The organism is Rhodoligotrophos appendicifer, assembly GCF_007474605.1.
GTDB lineage: Bacteria > Pseudomonadota > Alphaproteobacteria > Rhizobiales > Im1 > Rhodoligotrophos > Rhodoligotrophos appendicifer.
In genome coordinates this window covers 625,815-642,905 of sequence record NZ_VHKL01000001.1, presented here as the reverse complement: position 1 = coordinate 642,905, position 17,091 = coordinate 625,815, and the positions used below count along the sequence as shown (strand labels likewise).

15 protein-coding genes are annotated in these 17,091 nt (G+C 62.3%); 10 read left to right on the top strand and 5 right to left on the bottom strand.

Annotated features, from left to right (window positions below):
• Positions 1-198: 198 nt before the first annotated feature.
• The gene (locus FKM97_RS03030; RefSeq protein WP_143957634.1) at positions 199-1,179 is read left to right on the top strand and encodes a magnesium transporter CorA family protein; all 981 of its coding nucleotides are present in this window, start codon (positions 199-201) and stop codon (positions 1,177-1,179) included.
• Between the two features lie 6 nt (positions 1,180-1,185).
• Here FKM97_RS03030 and FKM97_RS03025 read toward each other — a convergent pair whose 3' ends face one another.
• A complete protein-coding gene (locus FKM97_RS03025) occupies positions 1,186-1,737 on the bottom strand; it encodes a peroxidase-related enzyme (protein ID WP_428977887.1) in 552 nt (183 codons plus the stop codon).
• A 329-nt stretch (positions 1,738-2,066) separates the two neighbouring features.
• Here FKM97_RS03025 and FKM97_RS03020 point away from each other — a divergent pair, with 329 nt between their 5' ends.
• The 3 genes from FKM97_RS03020 to FKM97_RS03010 all read left to right on the top strand — a co-directional run bounded on the left by FKM97_RS03020 (position 2,067) and on the right by FKM97_RS03010 (position 7,068).
• Entirely contained in the window at positions 2,067-3,389 is a 1,323-nt protein-coding gene (locus FKM97_RS03020; RefSeq protein WP_143957632.1) for an ammonium transporter, read from the top strand.
• A gap of 407 nt (positions 3,390-3,796) precedes the next feature.
• On the top strand, positions 3,797-6,310 hold the full coding sequence (locus tag FKM97_RS03015) for a DNA translocase FtsK (RefSeq protein ID WP_205014671.1): 2,514 nt from the start codon (positions 3,797-3,799) through the stop codon (positions 6,308-6,310).
• 74 nt (positions 6,311-6,384) lie between these two features.
• Entirely contained in the window at positions 6,385-7,068 is a 684-nt protein-coding gene (locus FKM97_RS03010) for a LolA family protein (protein ID WP_143957630.1), read from the top strand.
• A gap of 283 nt (positions 7,069-7,351) precedes the next feature.
• On the opposite strand, the gene FKM97_RS03005 is transcribed toward FKM97_RS03010, so the two are convergent.
• On the bottom strand, positions 7,352-8,686 hold the full coding sequence (locus tag FKM97_RS03005; protein ID WP_143957880.1) for an aspartate aminotransferase family protein: 1,335 nt from the start codon (positions 8,684-8,686) through the stop codon (positions 7,352-7,354).
• A gap of 2 nt (positions 8,687-8,688) precedes the next feature.
• Positions 8,689-9,681, bottom strand: a complete 993-nt coding sequence (locus FKM97_RS03000; RefSeq protein ID WP_143957629.1) for a phosphotransferase enzyme family protein — start codon at positions 9,679-9,681, stop codon at positions 8,689-8,691.
• Positions 9,682-9,793: 112 nt separating this feature from the next.
• Between FKM97_RS03000 and FKM97_RS02995 the strand changes: the two genes are divergently transcribed.
• From FKM97_RS02995 to gstA, 3 genes are all read left to right on the top strand, one after another.
• Entirely contained in the window at positions 9,794-10,933 is a 1,140-nt protein-coding gene (locus FKM97_RS02995) for a L,D-transpeptidase family protein (RefSeq protein ID WP_246104905.1), read from the top strand.
• Between the two features lie 93 nt (positions 10,934-11,026).
• A complete protein-coding gene (locus FKM97_RS02990; RefSeq protein ID WP_143957628.1) occupies positions 11,027-12,118 on the top strand; it encodes a transporter substrate-binding domain-containing protein in 1,092 nt (363 codons plus the stop codon).
• A gap of 38 nt (positions 12,119-12,156) precedes the next feature.
• Entirely contained in the window at positions 12,157-12,756 is a 600-nt protein-coding gene (gene gstA / locus FKM97_RS02985) for a glutathione transferase GstA (protein ID WP_143957627.1), read from the top strand.
• On the opposite strand, the gene aroQ is transcribed toward gstA, so the two are convergent.
• Complete coding sequence (gene aroQ, locus FKM97_RS02980; RefSeq protein ID WP_143957626.1) at positions 12,753-13,199, bottom strand: type II 3-dehydroquinate dehydratase; 447 nt, start codon at positions 13,197-13,199, stop codon at positions 12,753-12,755. The two genes, gstA and aroQ, sit on opposite strands and share 4 nt — an antisense overlap.
• Before the next feature lie 144 nt (positions 13,200-13,343).
• On the opposite strand from aroQ, the gene FKM97_RS02975 reads away from it, so the two are divergent.
• Genes FKM97_RS02975 through FKM97_RS02965 form a run of 3 tightly spaced genes read left to right on the top strand, consistent with a single transcriptional unit; the run spans position 13,344 to position 15,391 of the window.
• The gene (locus FKM97_RS02975) at positions 13,344-13,892 is read left to right on the top strand and encodes a sigma-70 family RNA polymerase sigma factor (RefSeq protein ID WP_143957625.1); all 549 of its coding nucleotides are present in this window, start codon (positions 13,344-13,346) and stop codon (positions 13,890-13,892) included.
• Complete coding sequence (locus FKM97_RS02970; RefSeq protein ID WP_143957624.1) at positions 13,876-14,646, top strand: anti-sigma factor family protein; 771 nt, start codon at positions 13,876-13,878, stop codon at positions 14,644-14,646. The genes FKM97_RS02975 and FKM97_RS02970 overlap by 17 nt, the downstream gene beginning before the upstream one ends.
• Before the next feature lie 22 nt (positions 14,647-14,668).
• Entirely contained in the window at positions 14,669-15,391 is a 723-nt protein-coding gene (locus tag FKM97_RS02965) for a Bax inhibitor-1/YccA family protein (RefSeq protein WP_143957623.1), read from the top strand.
• A gap of 77 nt (positions 15,392-15,468) precedes the next feature.
• Here FKM97_RS02965 and FKM97_RS02960 read toward each other — a convergent pair whose 3' ends face one another.
• Positions 15,469-17,085 (bottom strand): TRAP transporter large permease, encoded by a 1,617-nt coding sequence (locus FKM97_RS02960; protein ID WP_143957622.1) that lies wholly within the window; start codon positions 17,083-17,085, stop codon positions 15,469-15,471.
• Positions 17,086-17,091: the final 6 nt, after the last annotated feature.

Here is a 17,091-nt window from a genome sequence, read left to right as displayed (position 1 = left end):
CCGCGAGCTGTACAGGATTTGTTTACCTAAAGGTAGGATCGGCCCGTGGGCCGATTTGCTTTTTGCCGCAAGTGTGGCCTTCGCGTTGCGCCCGTCATAAATTCATCCGGGAGGACAAATACATTGGCGCTTCGGTGACGTTGGTCTAGACGACCCACCGAAGCTTCGTTTCCCTGTCCTGCGTTACGGATCCGGCACATGATCAACGCCTATATGACCACGGCCACGGGCACTTTGACGCGAGTAAGCTGGAATCCGGGCGACCCCCTCCCCGACACCGTGATCTGGGTCGATCTCCTCAGTCCGACGGCCGAGGAGGAGCGTTGTGTCGAGGTCGCCCTCAAGGTGGAACTCCCGACCCATGAGGAGATGTCGGAAATCGAGGCGTCGAGCCGGCTGTACCAGGAAGACAATGCCTATTTCCTGACGGCTGCGGTCCTGTCCAAGGCCGATACCGATACGCCTGGTCTCGACCCCGTGACCTTCATCCTGGTCGGTCATCGTCTGGTGACGATCCGCTATTCGGATCCACTTCCCTTTCGCAATTTCGCGATGATGTGTCAGCGGCAGGGCTTCTCCAATATCAGCGGCGAAGGCATCCTGGCGGGATTGCTGGATGCCATCTCTGACCGGCTGGCGGATCTGCTCGAGGCGACCCAGCGCAATCTCGACAAGGTCGCCCATGAGATCTTCTCGCCCCGCAATGCCGGCAAGACCCACCGCGGGATCGATTACGAGGACATTTTACGCCGGGTTGGCACGAGCCAGGTGCTGGTCAGCCGCGTGCGCGAGAGCTTGTTGACGTTGACACGGCTGAGCGCCTTCCTGATCCGGCCGGCCGAACAGAAGGCCGACAAGGCCCTCGCGCGCAACTTCAAGACCGTCGCCCGCGACGTTCTCGCCCTGTCGGATCACGCGCTGTTTCTCACCAGCAACATCAACTTCCTGCTGGATGCCACTTTGGGGATGATCAACATCGAGCAGACCGGGATCATCAAAATCTTCTCAGTGGCCGCGGTCGTCTTCCTGCCCCCAACCCTCATCGCCTCCATCTACGGTATGAATTTCTCCGTCATGCCGGAGCTGGAATGGCAGTTCGGCTATCCCTTCGCCATTGGCCTCATGATCCTCACCGCGATCATGCCGTATTTCTACTTCAAGCATAAAGGCTGGCTGTAGGGCGCCCTATCGCGCCAGGGTCCGATATTCCGGGTTTGGCCGCATGTCGATTGCGGCGGCCATGCGGTTCGACATGTTGAAGAAACTGGCGGTGGCCGCGATGTCCCAGATATCCCGGTCACTGAAGCCGCCGTCCCTGAGACCCTGCCGGTCCGCTTCCTCGATCTCGTCGGGCCGTTCCGTCAGCTTCACGGCAAAATCCAGCATGGCCTTGCGCCGCGGGTCCAGATCTGCTGCCCGATAGTTCATCACGAGCATTTCGCCAAGGGCAGGATCGTTCGACAGCTGCCGTACCGCAGCCCCATGTGCCGAGAGGCAATAGTAGCAATGATTGGAGGAGCTCACGACAACGGCAATCATTTCCCGCTCGAGCTTCGTGAGCCCTGAGGCGCCCAGCATCAGGTCGTTATACATATCGGCAAAGGCCTGGAGCTTCGCGGGGCTGAAGCTATAGGCTCGCAGCACGTTCGGGACAAAGCCGAGCTTCTCCTCGCATTTGGCGAGATACGCCTCCAAGCGGTCCCCAAGAGGCTCCTCGCGGGGAATGTCGAGCGCCATAGCGCCGGTCTCTCTCACCGTCATGACGGTCCTTTCACGTGACTATCTATCTCCGGCCGACAGTGGCAGCGAGCGAGGTGGAGATCAATCTCGTGGATGGCAGTATATTTTTTGCGCAGGCATGAGGTGTACTGGTCAATTTTTAGGCAGAACCCGCAGGTTGTCGGGATGCCAGCTGCTCGACTCATCTGTTAAGCGGTTGATTCCCCAGGCTTATAGATTTTGTCTTCAATGTGGCACGAAGGTTGATTCCCTCACTACGGTCGTAGCAAGCGCATCGGGGTATCCGTTCCGTCGAAACGGTGCGCAAAGGGGAAGTTCAAACAGCCATGCAACCATTCAAGAAGACAACGGCGGCTCTAGCCACCATCGCACTCAGCCTCGGGATGGCAGTGATCCCGGTCTTCGCGCAGGACGCGACTACGGCCACGCCTCCTCCCACGATAGACACCGGCAACACCGCTTGGATGCTCGTCTCGACCGTCATCGTGCTGATGATGACGATTCCGGGACTCGCGCTGTTCTATGGCGGACTGGTGCGCAAAAAGAACATCCTCTCGACGCTCATGCAGAGCTTCGCGGCGGCCTGTCTTATCTCGATCCTTTGGATGGTGGTGGGCTATTCCCTCGCCTTCACCGATGGCGGCAGCCTGAACGCCTATGTCGGCGGCTTCAGCAAGTTCTTCCTGGCGGGCGTGGAGAAGGCCTCGCTCAGCGGCACGATTCCGGAAACAGTCTTCATGACCTTCCAGATGACCTTCGCGATCATCACGCCTGCGCTGATCTGCGGCGCCTTCGCCGACCGCATGAAGTTCTCGGCACTGCTATGGTTCCTGGGCATCTGGCTGATCGTCGTCTATGCGCCGATCTGCCATTGGGTCTGGGGCGGCGGCTTCCTCATGGGTGACGGCGTTCTCGACTTCGCCGGCGGCACGGTCGTCCACATCAACTCCGGTGTTGCAGCCCTGGTGGCCTGCCTCGTCCTCGGCAAGCGCGTCGGTTATCCCAGCGAGCCGATGATCCCGCATAATCTGGTGCTCAGCGTCATCGGCGCCTCCTTGCTGTGGGTCGGCTGGTTCGGCTTCAATGCGGGCTCGGCCGTCGCGGCCAACGAGACCGCCGGCATCGCCATGGCCAACACCCAGATCGCGGCAGCTGCCGCCGGGCTGGCCTGGATGTTCGCGGAATGGATGTTCCACAAGCGTCCGAGCGTGCTCGGCATCATCTCGGGCGCGGTGGCCGGTCTTGTGGCCATCACACCTGCTTGCGGCTTTGTCGGCTTCGGCGGAGCCCTGGTGATCGGCCTGGTCGCCGGTGCCGCATGCTTCTGGGCCGCCACGGTGCTCAAGCCGATGCTCGGCTATGACGACTCCCTCGACGTTTTCGGCATCCATGGTGTCGGCGGCATCGTCGGCGCAATCCTGACCGGTGTCTTCGCCGTCGAGGCCATCGGCGGCACGGCCGGTGCCCTCGAAGGGAATGTGGGCCAGATCGGCACGCAGCTCTACGGCATTGCCGCCACCGTCATCTGGTGCGCCGTGGCGACGTTCGTGATCCTCAAGGTCATCGACCTGGTGATCGGCTTGCGTGTCAGCCGCGAAGTGGAAGTCGAAGGTCTCGACCTGAACCTCCACGGCGAAGTGGTGCCGTAAGTCGCCCACGAAACTGCGTCAGGCGAAGATGTCTCCAGCCATCAGCGCCTGATCCCCTCTGGGGAAACCCCGGGATTGGTTCCCCTTCCAATCCCGGGGTTTGCTTTGACGACAGGGGAAATCACTTGCCAAAAAGAGACCAGATCCGTCCTGCCATCGGCCTTGTTTAACCGCTTCTTAACCACGTTCGCTCCATGGTCAGGTTGACGGCAATGGCAGCACGGATCCTCCGATTTTCTTTCGAAGAGAGCCGTATCGCCGGGTAAGCTCCTCGCGACAGGGTGTAATCGGCGTGACCCATGCGTGCCTTTCCGAGCTGCAGTTGCAAATGCAGGTGAGGCGGGATGGCGCGGACTAGGGTACTCGACACAGATGATTCTCCCGTACCGGCCCGGCTGAAGCGGTTCATGCGGAACCGACTCTCGGAGCTGGCCGGCATGACGCTGCTCGTCACTGCGGCAGCGGCCGCCTTGTGCCTTGCGAGCTGGTCGGTGCAGGATCCCAGCCTCAATCATGCCGTCGATGCCGCCCCCGACAATTGGCTGGGCTATCCCGGAGCCGTCGCGGCAGACATGATGATGCAGCTCTTCGGTCTCGGCGTCGTCATCCTGGTGACGCCGCCTGTGGCCTGGGGCCTGCGGCTTCTCAGCCATCTCACCATTTCCCGGCCCTTTCGACGGCTGATCTCGTGGATCCTCACGACCATTCTGGCGTCGGGCATGCTGACCCTCATTGCGAAGCCCGAGGGGTGGCCGCTGCCAACCGGTCTCGGCGGCATGACGGGAGACCTGGTGGGCGAGTCGCTGGCGGCGGCTTTCGGCTTCTTCCTGGGATCCTCCCTTGGTGCGACGATCGCCGGCGGCTTGCTGACCCTCTTGACCGTCATCCTGCTGTGCCATGCCTGCGCCGTCCGCACGGAAAACGTCTTGCGCCTCACCAGCGTCTTCGGCGACACCGCCTATGAAGGTGCGGAGCGCACGGTCGGCGGCATCTCGCATCTGTTTCTTCGGGGCCAGAGCCTCCTGCAAAATCGCCAGCTGCCTGCCTATGCCGGACCCGCCCAGTCCGCCCCGCGCGCTCGTCGGACGCCACGGACCGGCGGCATCATGCCCAGGGTCGGCGGGCTGATGCAGGGATTGCGCCGCCGGTTCCTCGGTACTGATGAGGAAGAGCCCCCTTACCTGCAGCCTGCAACCGTCGGCTCGCGGGCGGAACCGCGGCTCGTCCAAGCCTTTCCCGAGGCCGAGGCCCTGGCCGACGAGCAGGATATGGACGACGGGCGCAGTTTCGACCCGCAGCCGCTTCCGGGCGGCCATTTTGTTACTCGAACGGACAAACCGCTCAAACAGGGGAAGCGCATCAAGCAGGAGATGCAACCCTCCTTCCCCTTCTCCTCCGCACGGGCCTTCGAGTTGCCGCCGCTCACTCTGCTGGCGGAGCCAAAGCAGCAGCGCAAGCCCACAGATCTGACCGACGAAGCGCTTCAGCAGAACGCGCGGATGCTGGAAGGTGTGCTGGAAGATTTCGGTGTCCGCGGACAGATCATCAATGTGCGCCCGGGTCCGGTCGTCACCCTCTATGAGCTTGAACCAGCGCCGGGCATCAAATCCTCGCGGGTGATCGGGCTCGCCGACGATATCGCGCGCTCCATGAGCGCGATCTCGGCCCGCGTCGCCGTCGTGCCAGGGCGCAATGTCATTGGCATCGAACTTCCCAACTCCCGTCGGGAGACCGTCTATTTCCGCGAATTGCTGGCCTCAGAGGCCTTCGAGAAGACGAACCAGGATCTCGCTCTCGCTCTCGGCAAGAACATCGGCGGCGAGCCCGTCTTTGCCGATCTCGCCCGCATGCCGCATCTGCTGATCGCGGGAACCACGGGTTCGGGAAAGTCGGTGGGGATCAATACCATGATCCTGTCGCTGCTCTATCGGCTGCCACCGGATCGCTGCAAGCTGATCATGATCGATCCGAAGATGCTGGAGCTGTCGATCTATGAAGGCATCCCGCATCTCCTGACCCCCGTGGTCACCGATCCGCGCAAGGCCATCGTCGCGCTCAAATGGGCGGTGCGGGAGATGGAGGACCGCTATCGCAAGATGTCGAAGGTCGGGGTGCGCAACATCGACGGCTTCAATCAACGCGTCGAGCAGGCGGTGCGCAAGGGTGAGACCTTGACCCGGACCGTGCAGACCGGCTTCAACCCGGAGACCGGGGAGCCGCTCTACGAACAAGAGGAGATGTCGCTCGCCCCGCTGCCCTTCATCGTCGTGATCGTCGACGAAATGGCCGATTTGATGATGGTGGCGGGCAAGGAGATCGAAGGGGCCATCCAGCGGCTCGCCCAGATGGCGCGCGCGGCGGGGATCCACATCATCACCGCGACGCAGCGGCCGAGCGTCGACGTCATCACCGGCACCATCAAGGCCAATTTTCCGACCCGCATCTCCTTCCAGGTCACCTCCAAGATCGACAGCCGCACCATTCTCGGCGAGCAGGGTGCCGAACAGCTGCTGGGCCAAGGTGACATGCTCTACATGGCGGGCGGGGGTAGGATTACCCGCCTTCATGGCGCCTTTGTTTCAGATCAGGAAGTAGAGAGCATCGTCGAGCACTTGAAATCCCAGGGCTCGCCCGAATATCTGCAGGATATCACCGAGGAGGTGGAGAGCGAGTCCGGCGGATCGTCGGATTCCGATATCGGCCTGCCCGAGGATTCCGACGATGTCTATGCTCAGGCGGTGGCCGTCGTCTTGAAGGATCGCAAGGTGTCGACGAGCTATATCCAGCGGCGACTGCAGATCGGCTACAACCGGGCAGCCTCCCTGGTCGAGAGAATGGAACAAGAAGGGATCATCAGTGCCGCCAATCACGCAGGAAAGCGTGCCGTCCTCGTGGGCGAAGGTCGGGCGGATGAGGATTAGTCTCAGGCGCAGTCAGGTGGCCCTTGCGCCCACAGGTTTGCGCGAATCAGAAGATTGAACGGAGCAGGTCAAGCATGTTGAACAGAATCAAGCGCGCGACGCGGATGGCGATGTGCGCCGTCGGGGCGCTCACCCTCGGTGCCGCCCTCACCCTGACGACGCCGTCAATGGAGCGCGCCCACGCCGCCGCTCCCGCCAAACTCACCGCCGAACAGACGCAGTCCGTTCAGGCGATTTCGAACTATTTCAACAATTTCAATTACATCCAGGGGGACTTCATCCAGGTGGGACCCAAGGGTCATGTGTCCCAGGGGCTGTTCTTCATCAGCAAGCCCGGGAAGCTGCGGTTCGAATATGCGCCGCCGAACCCGTTCCTCGTGGTGTCCGATGGCGATTATGTGATCGTCGCCAACCGCAAGAATGAGAAGAGCGATTTCTACCCTCTGTCCAAGACCCCCCTGCAACTCGTCCTCGCGCCGAAGGTGAACCTGCTCCAGGAAGCCAATGTCGTCGACGTCCGCCGCCAGGATGATCTGGTCGCCGTCACCCTGGAAGACAAGTCAGCTTTCGTGCCTGGCCAGCTCATCCTCGTCTTCGACGAGACGAAGCAAAGCCTCGTTCAGTGGGTCATCGTGGACAGCGACAAGAACCGCACGACGATCTCGCTTTCCAACGTCGAAACGGGCGTTGCGCCCGATCCGAAGCTCTTCGTCTTCAATGCTCCGCGAAATATCGATACGGGGCAAGACCGGCGTTAATTTTTATTTTCGAAGAAAAATCAAGAGCATAGGTGTCTATTTCAGGAAAAATTCACCTTATCACAAATATTTTTTCACATCGTGATTGAAACGCAACAGCTGCTGGGCCATTTATGGGGGGTAGCGGTTGTTCCCCTCTCTCTCTCAAAGTGGTCCATCTGCCCCCCGCTCGATGACCACTGACAACCGTGAAACGCGTCGGTATTCCCCTCCCGACGCAAAATGCGCACAAGCGCTGGGCGCTCGGGACCCCGACCGAGCGCCCATTTCTTTTTCTGAATCCTCATGATTGACCAGTCGCTCCGAGAAGCTCGTCGAGGACGGTCAGAAATTCGTCGCCATGGCCGCGCGTCAGGCAGAGCGGCGGGCGGATCTTCAGCACATTGCCGAAACGCCCGGCCGCTCCGATCAAGATCCCCTTTCTCCGCAGGCCATTGATGAGCCGAGTCGCCGCCTCGGCGTCCGGGCCCCCTTCCCCCGCGATCTCGACGCCCAGATAGAGCCCGGTGCCGCGGATCTCCCCCAATCCGGCATGATCCTTGGCCAGTTCGACCAGGCCCTGCTTCAGCTGCGCTCCGACCGTTCGGGCATTGTCGATCAAGCCTTCGTCGGCGATCACGTCGAGCACGGCGATGCCTGCGGCCGAGGCCACCGGATTGCCGCCGAACGTATTGAAATAGCCGAATTCTTCCGCAAAACGCGTCAGGATCTCGGGCCGCGTGACGACCGCTCCCATGGGGAAGCCATTGCCCATGGGTTTGCCCAGCGTCACGATATCAGGACGGACCCCGTGTCTGTCATAGCCCCACATGCCGTCACCGGTGCGGCCGAAACCAGGCTGGACCTCATCGGCGATGAACAGTCCCCCCGCCTCATGCGCAGCCGCGACGGCAGGCGCGAGGAAGCCGGCGGGATCGGAAAAGATGCCATCGCTGGAAAAGATCGAATCCACCAGCAAAGCGGCAAAGCCAAAGCCTTCGCTGCGCAATGTCTCGATCTCTGCCGTAACGGCTGCGGCAAGGCCAGCCCCGATGTCGGAGCCGTAATGCCGCGCGTCGGGCGCCGGTATGGTGCGGACATAGCTCGGGGGGCGGCCGCGCTTGTAAGAGGAGGGGGAGACCTCGGTCACGGCAGTGGTATTGCCGTGATAGGCCGTCTCGGTGACGATGACCCCCGTGCTGCCCGTCATGCCTCGTGCCAGGCGCAGGGCCAGGTCATTGCTCTCGCTGCCGGTGCAGGTGAAGGCGACATTGGTCAGCGGTGCCGAAAACGTCGCCAGCAGCCGCTCGGCGTAGTCGTGAAGCACGTCGTAGAGATAGCGGGTGTGGGAATTCAGGAGCCCCATCTGCCGGGACACGGCGTCCACGACCCGCGGATGGCAGTGTCCCACCGAGGGGACGTTGTTGTAGAGGTCGAGATATGTCCTGCCGTCGGCGGTATGCAAATGGACCCCGCTCGCGGATACCACGTGCAGCGGCTCTTCGTAGAACAGCATCGAGGTCGCGCCAAAGCTGCGGTCGCGGCGTGCGAGCAGGTCCTGGACGTCGGCGGCGAGGGGCGCGGGATTGCCGGCGTCAAAGGCATTGAGCGCAAGGATCTCGCGGGGTTTCCGGCTCATCATCAGCCCTTTCGATACCGCTCGAGGAAGTCGTAGGCGAGGGCGACCGTTCCCTGCGTATAGGCGTCGCCAAGGAGCTGGGCCGTCTCCGTCTCCCGGTGAGAGGCGATCCAGGCCGTGAGGAGAATCCGCCGCAGCATGACGAAGATCGGCAGCTGTTCTGCGCGCGCCTCGGAGAGCGGGGCTACACTGCGATAGCCCTCGATCCAGGCGGCTTCAAGCGCTGGGATATAGTCCTCGTGCTCGATGAAGCTGATCGCCGAGGCAAAATCGTAGAGGAACCAGCTGAAGCCGCAATCGTCGAAATCGATCAGCGCCATCCGGTCGCCCTCGACGAGAAGATTGGCAAGCCTGAGATCGGCGTGCACCAAGCCGAAATCGTCGGGCCCTTCGCCGATCTCCGCGAGCTGACGCTCCAACAAGGCCGTCGTGCGGGAGAGGATTTCGCGGCCCTCCACGGTGAGGCCGAGAGCGTCGCGCCAATCGCCCCACAGGGGAGCGTTGCCCAGCATGCTGTTGAAGTTCCAGACCTTCCGCACGAAGGCATCCGGCCGACGCCACGTCTTGGCGTGACCGTGCAGTGTCGCATGGATGGCGCCCAGCTTGGCAAACCATCCGACCAGATCATCTCCGGGCGCCGGCTCTCGGCCCGCGACGAATTCGAAGGCGACCACATGGCGCGTCATGCCCTCGTCGTCGAATTCGGCGACGAGCGATCCGTCGCGCAGCGGGATGGGGCGAGGCGTCTCGACCGTCCGCCCCTGGCGCAATGCATCGATCCAAGCGAGCTCCGCTAGGATCTCCTCGCGGGTGTGGTAGTGGGGGCGGTGGACGCGAAAGACGATGTCATGGCCCAGTCCGGTCTCGGTGCCGCGGAACGTGGCGTTCTCGGAGACCGTCAGCAGGGAGAGCTGGGTCTGATCGGAGATGCTCCACAGGGACAGCGAAGACTTCAGCCCGCTCTCCAACCGCCTAATGAAGTCAACCTCGTACACAGTTCCTCCTGTCGAACCACATGCCAGCCAAACTGTTTCTTAACCCTAGTAGTGAAAGAGTCTTGCCTGCTTACTACTTCGTGCAGGCACGTTTGGGGTTGCGAGAACTGCCATGGTCAAGTTGGTTAAATATTTTGTAGTCCCCTTGAGTTTCTACGCCAGCCTCATGACCTTCGCTACCGCTCAGACGGTGCCGGCAAGCCAGGATCCCAGCCTGACGACAGGAAGCATTCCTCAGGACGCCGAGATCGTCGACCCGCAAAGGCCAGACCAGGACCTTGCCGCAGGCGTCAACCTCAAAGCACAGACGGTTCCGGCCGAGGATCTGATCCCGCTCACCAATGCAGCGGTGTTCCAGTCGCGGCCCTTCAAGGCGGAAAAGCAGGACCCCATCGTGCTGAAGCTGCAGGTCATGCTCGATCGTGCTCACGCATCGCCCGGGGTGATCGATGGCTTCTGGGGCGACAATGTCCGCAAGGCGGTCACCGCGGCGCAGGAGATGCACGGCCTTCCCATCACCGGCCGCATCGACCAGCAGCTCTGGGACGTGCTCGCCGGCCTGGACACGACACCGCCGCTGCGAACCTATGTCGTCACCGAGAAGGACGTCGCCGGTCCCTTCGTAGCAAAGACGCCCAGAGACTATGCCGAGCTGTCGAAGATGGAGACGATCGCCTATCGCACCATCGAAGAAATGATCGGCGAGAAATTCCACATGGACGAGAAGCTGGTCCGCCAGCTCAATCCGAAATCGGGTTTCAATGCCGGTGACGAGATCATCATTGCCGACACCGGCAAACCCTTCAAGGCGAACGTGGTGCACCTCATCGCCGACAAGCAGCGCAAGCAGCTTTTGGGTTATGGCAGCGACGCCCGCCTGCTCGTGGCCTATCCCGCCACCATCGGGTCCTCCGACATGCCCTCCCCCGCCGGCACGCACGCGGTGAAGGCCATCGCCACCAAGGCGGAATATTGGTATCGGCCCAAGGTGAATTTCCAGCAGGGCAAGAACACCGAGGTCCTGCGCCTCGCTCCTGGGCCCAACAATCCGATCGGTTCGACGTGGATCGGCCTGGATAAGCCCACCTTCGGGATCCACGGCACGCCCGAGCCATCCAAGATCGACAAGACGAACAGCCATGGTTGCGTCCGGCTGACGAACTGGGACGTGGAGGAGCTCGTCCATCTGGTCAAGCCGGGTGTCCCCGTCGAGTTCTACGACTCGAACAACGTTGTCGGCTCCGCTCAGTAATGGACGGCCACGGCCGCAATGATAAGAACCCTACCGCCCTTGCCGGATGACTGCTAATCAGCGCAGCTTCACGACGCAGAGGCAGCGTAGACGATGACCGCGAAGGTGTGTCGGGCATTGATCGCCCTAACCGTGATGCTCCTTGTCGGAGCGTCACCCGCATTGCGCGCTCAAACGGCTGTCACTGCCCCGCCCCACCCGCTCGTCGTCGGCACTCTGGTTGCCCCGCCCTTTTCTCTCAAGGCCGCCGACGGGTCCTGGAGCGGCATCAGCATCGATCTGTGGCGCAAGATGGCAGCCGCTATGCGGGTGGATTTCCGCATCGAGGAAGCCGCTTCGATCGATGCCTTGGTCGCAGGCACCTCCACAGGCACCTATGACCTCGCGGTTTCGGCCCTGACGGTCACCGCAGAGCGCGAACGGATCCTCGATTTCACCCAGCCCTTCTACACGACGGGCCTCGGCATCGCGGTCAGCATCGATGGGAAGACCAACTGGGTGACCATCATGCGGTCGATGAGCTCATTCGGATTCATGCAGATCATCATGGCCCTGGTGGCTGTCGTCCTGGTCATCGGCACCCTCGTTTGGGCCTTCGAGCGCAAGTCGGGCAAGGCCGGGGATGGGGATCTTCAGCACGGGCCGCCGCAGCGCCCGCGCAAGGAGATGCTGCCGCAGCCAAAGCTCCCGCCACAGCCAGGAAAAAGGACCTCACCTCGCTTCCTCGGCGTCGTGGGGATGGCGATCTCGCTCATCGTTCTGACACTTCTCGCCGCGGCGATGGTGTCCGCCATCACCGGCCGGACATCCCATGGCGAGATCCGGACTGTGGCTGATCTGGCCGCCCAGCGGATCGGCACCGTCAGCGGCTCGGCAGCCATCGAATATCTCGACGAAGCAAGTATACTTCACCAGGATTTCGCCAGCGTGGAAGAGGGCTTGCAGGCTCTCGAGGAGCGGCGGATCGATGCGTTCGTCTATGACAGGCCCTTGCTGGCGTGGCTGATCCTGCAACAGTTTTCATCGACTTTGGACCTGCTCGACGTCGTCCTCGATACCCAGACCTATGCGATCGCCATGCCGAATGGGAGCCCGTTGAGGGAGGATCTCAATCTGGCGCTGCTCGGGACCATCCGCGGGGAATGGTGGAAGCAGACGCTGTTCCGCTATTTCGGGCATCAGTGATAAGGTCTGCGCCTCATCAGCTATTTGAGTGAAATATCATGAAACTCTATTTGTCACCGGGAGCCTGTTCGCTCGCGCCGCATATCGCCCTGCACGAGGCGGGCCTCGCCCACGAGATCGAAAAGGTCAATCTCGGCACGAAGAAAACGGCAAGCGGGGCTGACTTCTTTCAGATCAATCCCAAGGGCCAAGTGCCCACTCTGGTCCTGGACGACGGCTCCGTCCTGACGGAAAATCCCGCCATCCTCAACTATATCGCCGACAAGGCACCCGAGGCTCATCTCGCGCCTGCCCCGGGCAGCCTCGATCGCTACCATCTCATCGAGTGGCTGAACTATGTTTCCGCAGAGCTGCACAAGCCCTTCGGACCGCTGTTCAAGAAGGACGTGGACGAGGCGGTCAAGGCCTATTCGCGCAGCACCATCGAGCAGAAGCTCAGTTACATGGACAAGGCGCTCGAGAAGAATAAGTACCTGACGGGAGACCAGTTCACCATCGTGGATGGCTATGCCTTCACTGTCCTGCGCTGGACCCAATATACCGGCTTCGACATGGGCAAATATCCCCATGTGAAGGCCTATATGGACCGCGTCGCAGAGCGGCCCAAGGTCAAGGCCGCACTCGCCGCCGAAGCCTAATCCGTCGACGTCAGGCGCTGGGCCATCCAGTCCAGCGCCATTCTATAGCCATGGGGACCGAAGCCGCAGAGGACCCCGGTTGCGACCGGCGAGACATAGGAATGGTGACGGAACGCCTCGCGTTGATGCACATTCGACAGGTGAACCTCGGCGATGGGCCCTTCGAAGGTTTTCAAGGCGTCGAGAATGGCCACCGAGGTGTGGGTCAAAGCGGCCGGATTTATGATGATCCCCGCCGCACTCTCCCTGGCTTCATGGATCCAGTCGACCAGCATCCCTTCATGGTTCGATTGACGGAAGTCGATCGCTAAGCCCAGAGGCCCGGCGGCGGCGGTCAGCATCTGCTCGATCTCGGCCAAAGTGGTGCGCCCATAGACCTCCGGCTCACGCTTGCCCAGAAGATTGAGATTGGGGCCGTTCAGGATGAAGACGGTCTTGGCCATGAGGCTTGGATCCCGTGTGGCTTGGGGAGGTGGAAACTAGCGGTCAGCCGCCGGTTTGACAATGGACCGGGCGATGCTGGAAGACTTGCAAAAAAAAACATGCGCGCGAGGGATGAGGAACGGGGTCGGCTCCGTATGTAGGGTATGAAGCAAGGAAAGTCCCGTTTCGACGTCCTGGGCCAGATCGGCGCGCTGCGCCGCTATGCGCGGTCGTTGACGCGGAACGATGCGGATGCCGAAGATCTCGTGCAGGACACGCTGGTGCGGGCCTATGAGAAGCGGTCGAGCTTCCGGCCGGACCGTAACCTGCGGACCTGGCTCATGACGATCCTGCACAACATGTTCGTCGATCGCATTCGGTCGCGCCAAGCGGAGACGCGCCGTTTGGACCAGGCGGCCGATGCGAGTGATGGCGGCATTGACCCCGAGCAGGACCATGCGGTCCGCCTGGCCCAGGTTCGCGACGCCTTTCTGGACTTGCCGGAAGAGCAGCGCGCGGCCCTTCACCTGGTGGCGATCGAAGGGTTTTCCTATGCGGAGGCTGCCGTCACCCTGGGCGTGCCCATCGGCACCGTGATGTCGCGCATCGCCAGGGCCCGTACAAGTTTGCGAGCAATGGAAGAGGGGCCGGAGCATCATCTGGGCACCCCCACTCTTCGCATTGTGGGAGGATCCGATGACCGTACCGATTGACCCCATCACCGAGACCGATCTGCACGCCTATGTGGACGATCAGCTCGAGGTGCAGCGGCGCATCGAGGTGGAAGCCTACCTGTCGCGCGAGCCGGAAACGGCGGCGCGGGTGATGGCGGATCTCCGGTCTCGGGACGAGCTCAGGCTGGCACTGGCTGACATGCCGCGCATCGGGCGCATCGGCACCATGGATGCGGCCCGGCGGCTGGAACGAGGCATTTCGCAGGATCGCTGGTTCACTCGGGTCTCACGCGCCGCGGGCCTCATCGCCTGCATCGGCGTGGGCTGGGTTGCCCATGCGCAGCTCGGCACGCTGTCGATCGGCACGGTGAACGCGTCGACCCCGGCACCCCGCTATGTCGCGGATGCGCGGCAGGCCTACCAGGCAAGCCTGGTCCGGGCCACGCTTCCGTCTGCGGCGAAGTCTGCAGCCTATGACCGGGAGGAGATCCGCGCCGCCACCGCGATCGCCCTGCCCGAGCTGCCCGCCGGGTGGACGGTCGAAGATGCTCAGATCTTTCCCTCGACCTTCGGTCCCAGCGTCGAGGTGGCGATCAAGGCCGACACGCTGGGCTCGCTGGCCCTGTTCGCGGTGCGGCCCGGATCCTTCGACGTCATTCCCGCGACCGTCGCCCGCGACGGACAGACGGCGGCCTACTGGCAAATCGGTGAGGTCGCCTATGTGCTCATCGCCGATGTGGAGGGCCGTAAACTGGAACAGGTGGCGGTGAACCTGGCCAAGACTTTGTATTGACCTGTGATGGAGACGAGCTGACATGAACACACCCAACTACGGCTTCGGCCGGTCGAACGCGACGCCGCGCGTCGACGCTGCCCTCTTCGACGAGGGCCTGCGCCAGCATATGCTGCGCGTCTACAACTACATGGCGCTGGGCCTGGTGCTCACCGGCATCGTCGCCTTCGTGGTCGGCAATACGCCGGCCCTCTATGTGCCGATCTTCCAGTCCCCGCTCAAATGGGTGGTGATGCTGGCGCCTCTCGCTTTCGTGCTGTTCTTCTCTTTCCGCATCGAGAAGATGTCCGCTTCTTCCGCACAGATGATGTTCTGGGCCTTCTGCGGCGTGATGGGCTTGTCCATGGCGTCGATCTTCCTGGTCTTCACCGGGAACAGCATCGCCCGCACATTCTTCATCGCGGCCGCCATGTTCGGGGCCACCAGCCTCTATGGCTACACGACGAAGGCGGACCTGTCGAAATTCGGCTCGCTCCTCATCATGGGCCTGATCGGCGTGGTCATCGCCAGTCTGGTGAACCTGTTCCTGCAGTCGAGTGCGGTCCAATTCGTCGTCTCGGTGATCGGCATCCTCGTGTTTGTCGGGCTCACCGCCTGGGATACGCAGCGGATCAAGGAGCAGTATGCCGAGAATTTCGATGCGGAATCGCGCCAGAAGATGGCCGTGTTCGGAGCCTTCTCGCTCTATCTGAACTTCGTGAACATCTTCCAGCTGCTGCTGAACTTCACCGGCGAGCGGGAATAATCCCGCGGGGGGCGTCAAGCCCCCCAGCCTTCCTCGTCCATGAACCGAGGGCGTGTGGTCGACCACCACACGCCCTTTTACTGTTGCGGCGCCGGGGCTCCGAAGCTGGGTTGGGGCAAAGGCTGCGGCTGCGGCTGCGGAGCGCCGAAGCTGGGAGCCGGGGGCGTCGTCCCGCTGCTGGGAGCACCGAAGCTCGGAGCCGGGGGCGGCGTCGTGCCGCTGGGAGCACCAAAGCTCGGAGCCGGAGGCGTCGTCCCGCCACTCGGGGCACCGAAGCTCGGCTGCTGGGGCGGTGCATAGGGATTGACGCTGCCCGCCCCCGGCATGGGGACGTTGAGCTGGATGGTGCTGGGGTCGACCAGCCGTTCCTTCTTGATCCAGTGGGTCACCGTCTCCGGCCAGATGATCACAATGGCGACCAAGATGAGCTGCAGTCCGACCCAGGGGATCGCGCCCATATAGATGTCGGAGGTCTTCACGACCGGGGGTGCGATGCCGCGGAGGTAAAAGAGGGCGAAGCCGAAGGGCGGGTGCATGAAGGAGGTCTGCAGATTCACGCAGAGCAGCACGCCGAACCAGACGAGATCAATGTCCAGCGCCACGGCCGCCGGCACCAGCAGCGGGATGACGATGAACGCGATCTCGAAGAAGTCCAGAAAGAAGGCGAGGAAGAAGATGAAGACGTTGACGAAGATGAGGAAGCCGAGGACACCGCCGGGCAATGACGACAGCAGATACTGAATCCAGTGACCGCCATCCATGCCCTGGAACACCAGGCTGAAGACGGTCGAGCCGATCAGGATGAACAGCACCATGGCGGTGATGCGGGTGGTCGATTCCATCCCTTGCCGCACCAGGGGCCATGTGAGCCGTCGATGGGCGGCCGCCAGCACCAGCGCGCCGGTCGCACCCATGGCGCCGGCTTCGGTCGGCGTCGCAAGGCCCAGGAAGATCGTCCCCAGCACCAGGAACATGAGGGCCAGCGACGGGACGATTCCCTTGGCAACCTTCAGCACCAGCCGCCAGCTCTCCTCCGTGCGGGCGGATTTGGGAATGGGCGGCATGAACTGGGGACGGACGATGGACATTCCGAGGATGAAGAGCAGGAACAAGACGACCTGCAGGATCGACGGCCCGACGGCCCCTGCATACATGTCGCCGACGGAGCGGCCGAGCTGGTCTGCCAGGATGATCAGAACGAGGGAGGGCGGGATCAGCTGCGCGATCGTGCCGGACGCGGCGATGACCCCCGTCGCCACCCGCATGTTGTAGTTATAACGGATCATGATCGGCAGGGAGACCACACCCATGGCGATCACCGAGGCCGCCACCGTCCCTGTCACGGCGCCGAGGATGGCTCCGACGAAGACGACCGCATAGGCAAGGCCACCCGGCAGCGGTCCAAACAGCTGACCTGCCCCTTCCAGGAGATCCTCGGCGAGGCCGCAGCGCTCGAGAATGGCGCCCATGAAGGTGAAGAACGGGATCGCCAGCAGCAGGTCGTTCGACAGGGTCCCGAAGAAGCGGAGGGGCAGGGCTTGCAGGAAGACCGCATCGAAATGTCCCGTGAGGATGCCGATGAAGCCGAAGAAGAGACCCGCTGCCGCCAGAGAAAAGGCGACGGGGAAGCCGATGATCAAAAAGACGATGAGCCCCGCAAACATCAGCGGGGGCATGACCCCATATTCAAACATGCACGC

Bases quoted from the DNA above. Each gene is read 5' to 3' on its own strand.
- FKM97_RS03030 (WP_143957634.1), top strand. From the start codon at position 199: ATGATCAACGCCTATATGACCACGGCCACGGGCACTTTGACGCGAGTA.
- FKM97_RS03025 (WP_428977887.1), bottom strand. From the start codon at position 1,737: ATGGCGCTCGACATTCCCCGCGAGGAGCCTCTTGGGGACCGCTTGGAG.
- FKM97_RS03020 (WP_143957632.1), top strand. From the start codon at position 2,067: ATGCAACCATTCAAGAAGACAACGGCGGCTCTAGCCACCATCGCACTC.
- FKM97_RS03015 (WP_205014671.1), top strand. From the start codon at position 3,797: ATGCGGAACCGACTCTCGGAGCTGGCCGGCATGACGCTGCTCGTCACT.
- FKM97_RS03010 (WP_143957630.1), top strand. From the start codon at position 6,385: ATGTTGAACAGAATCAAGCGCGCGACGCGGATGGCGATGTGCGCCGTC.
- FKM97_RS03005 (WP_143957880.1), bottom strand. From the start codon at position 8,686: ATGAGCCGGAAACCCCGCGAGATCCTTGCGCTCAATGCCTTTGACGCC.
- FKM97_RS02995 (WP_246104905.1), top strand. From the start codon at position 9,794: ATGGTCAAGTTGGTTAAATATTTTGTAGTCCCCTTGAGTTTCTACGCC.
- FKM97_RS02990 (WP_143957628.1), top strand. From the start codon at position 11,027: ATGACCGCGAAGGTGTGTCGGGCATTGATCGCCCTAACCGTGATGCTC.
- gstA (WP_143957627.1), top strand. From the start codon at position 12,157: ATGAAACTCTATTTGTCACCGGGAGCCTGTTCGCTCGCGCCGCATATC.
- aroQ (WP_143957626.1), bottom strand. From the start codon at position 13,199: ATGGCCAAGACCGTCTTCATCCTGAACGGCCCCAATCTCAATCTTCTG.
- FKM97_RS02975 (WP_143957625.1), top strand. From the start codon at position 13,344: ATGAAGCAAGGAAAGTCCCGTTTCGACGTCCTGGGCCAGATCGGCGCG.
- FKM97_RS02970 (WP_143957624.1), top strand. From the start codon at position 13,876: ATGACCGTACCGATTGACCCCATCACCGAGACCGATCTGCACGCCTAT.
- FKM97_RS02965 (WP_143957623.1), top strand. From the start codon at position 14,669: ATGAACACACCCAACTACGGCTTCGGCCGGTCGAACGCGACGCCGCGC.
- FKM97_RS02960 (WP_143957622.1), bottom strand. From the start codon at position 17,085: ATGTTTGAATATGGGGTCATGCCCCCGCTGATGTTTGCGGGGCTCATC.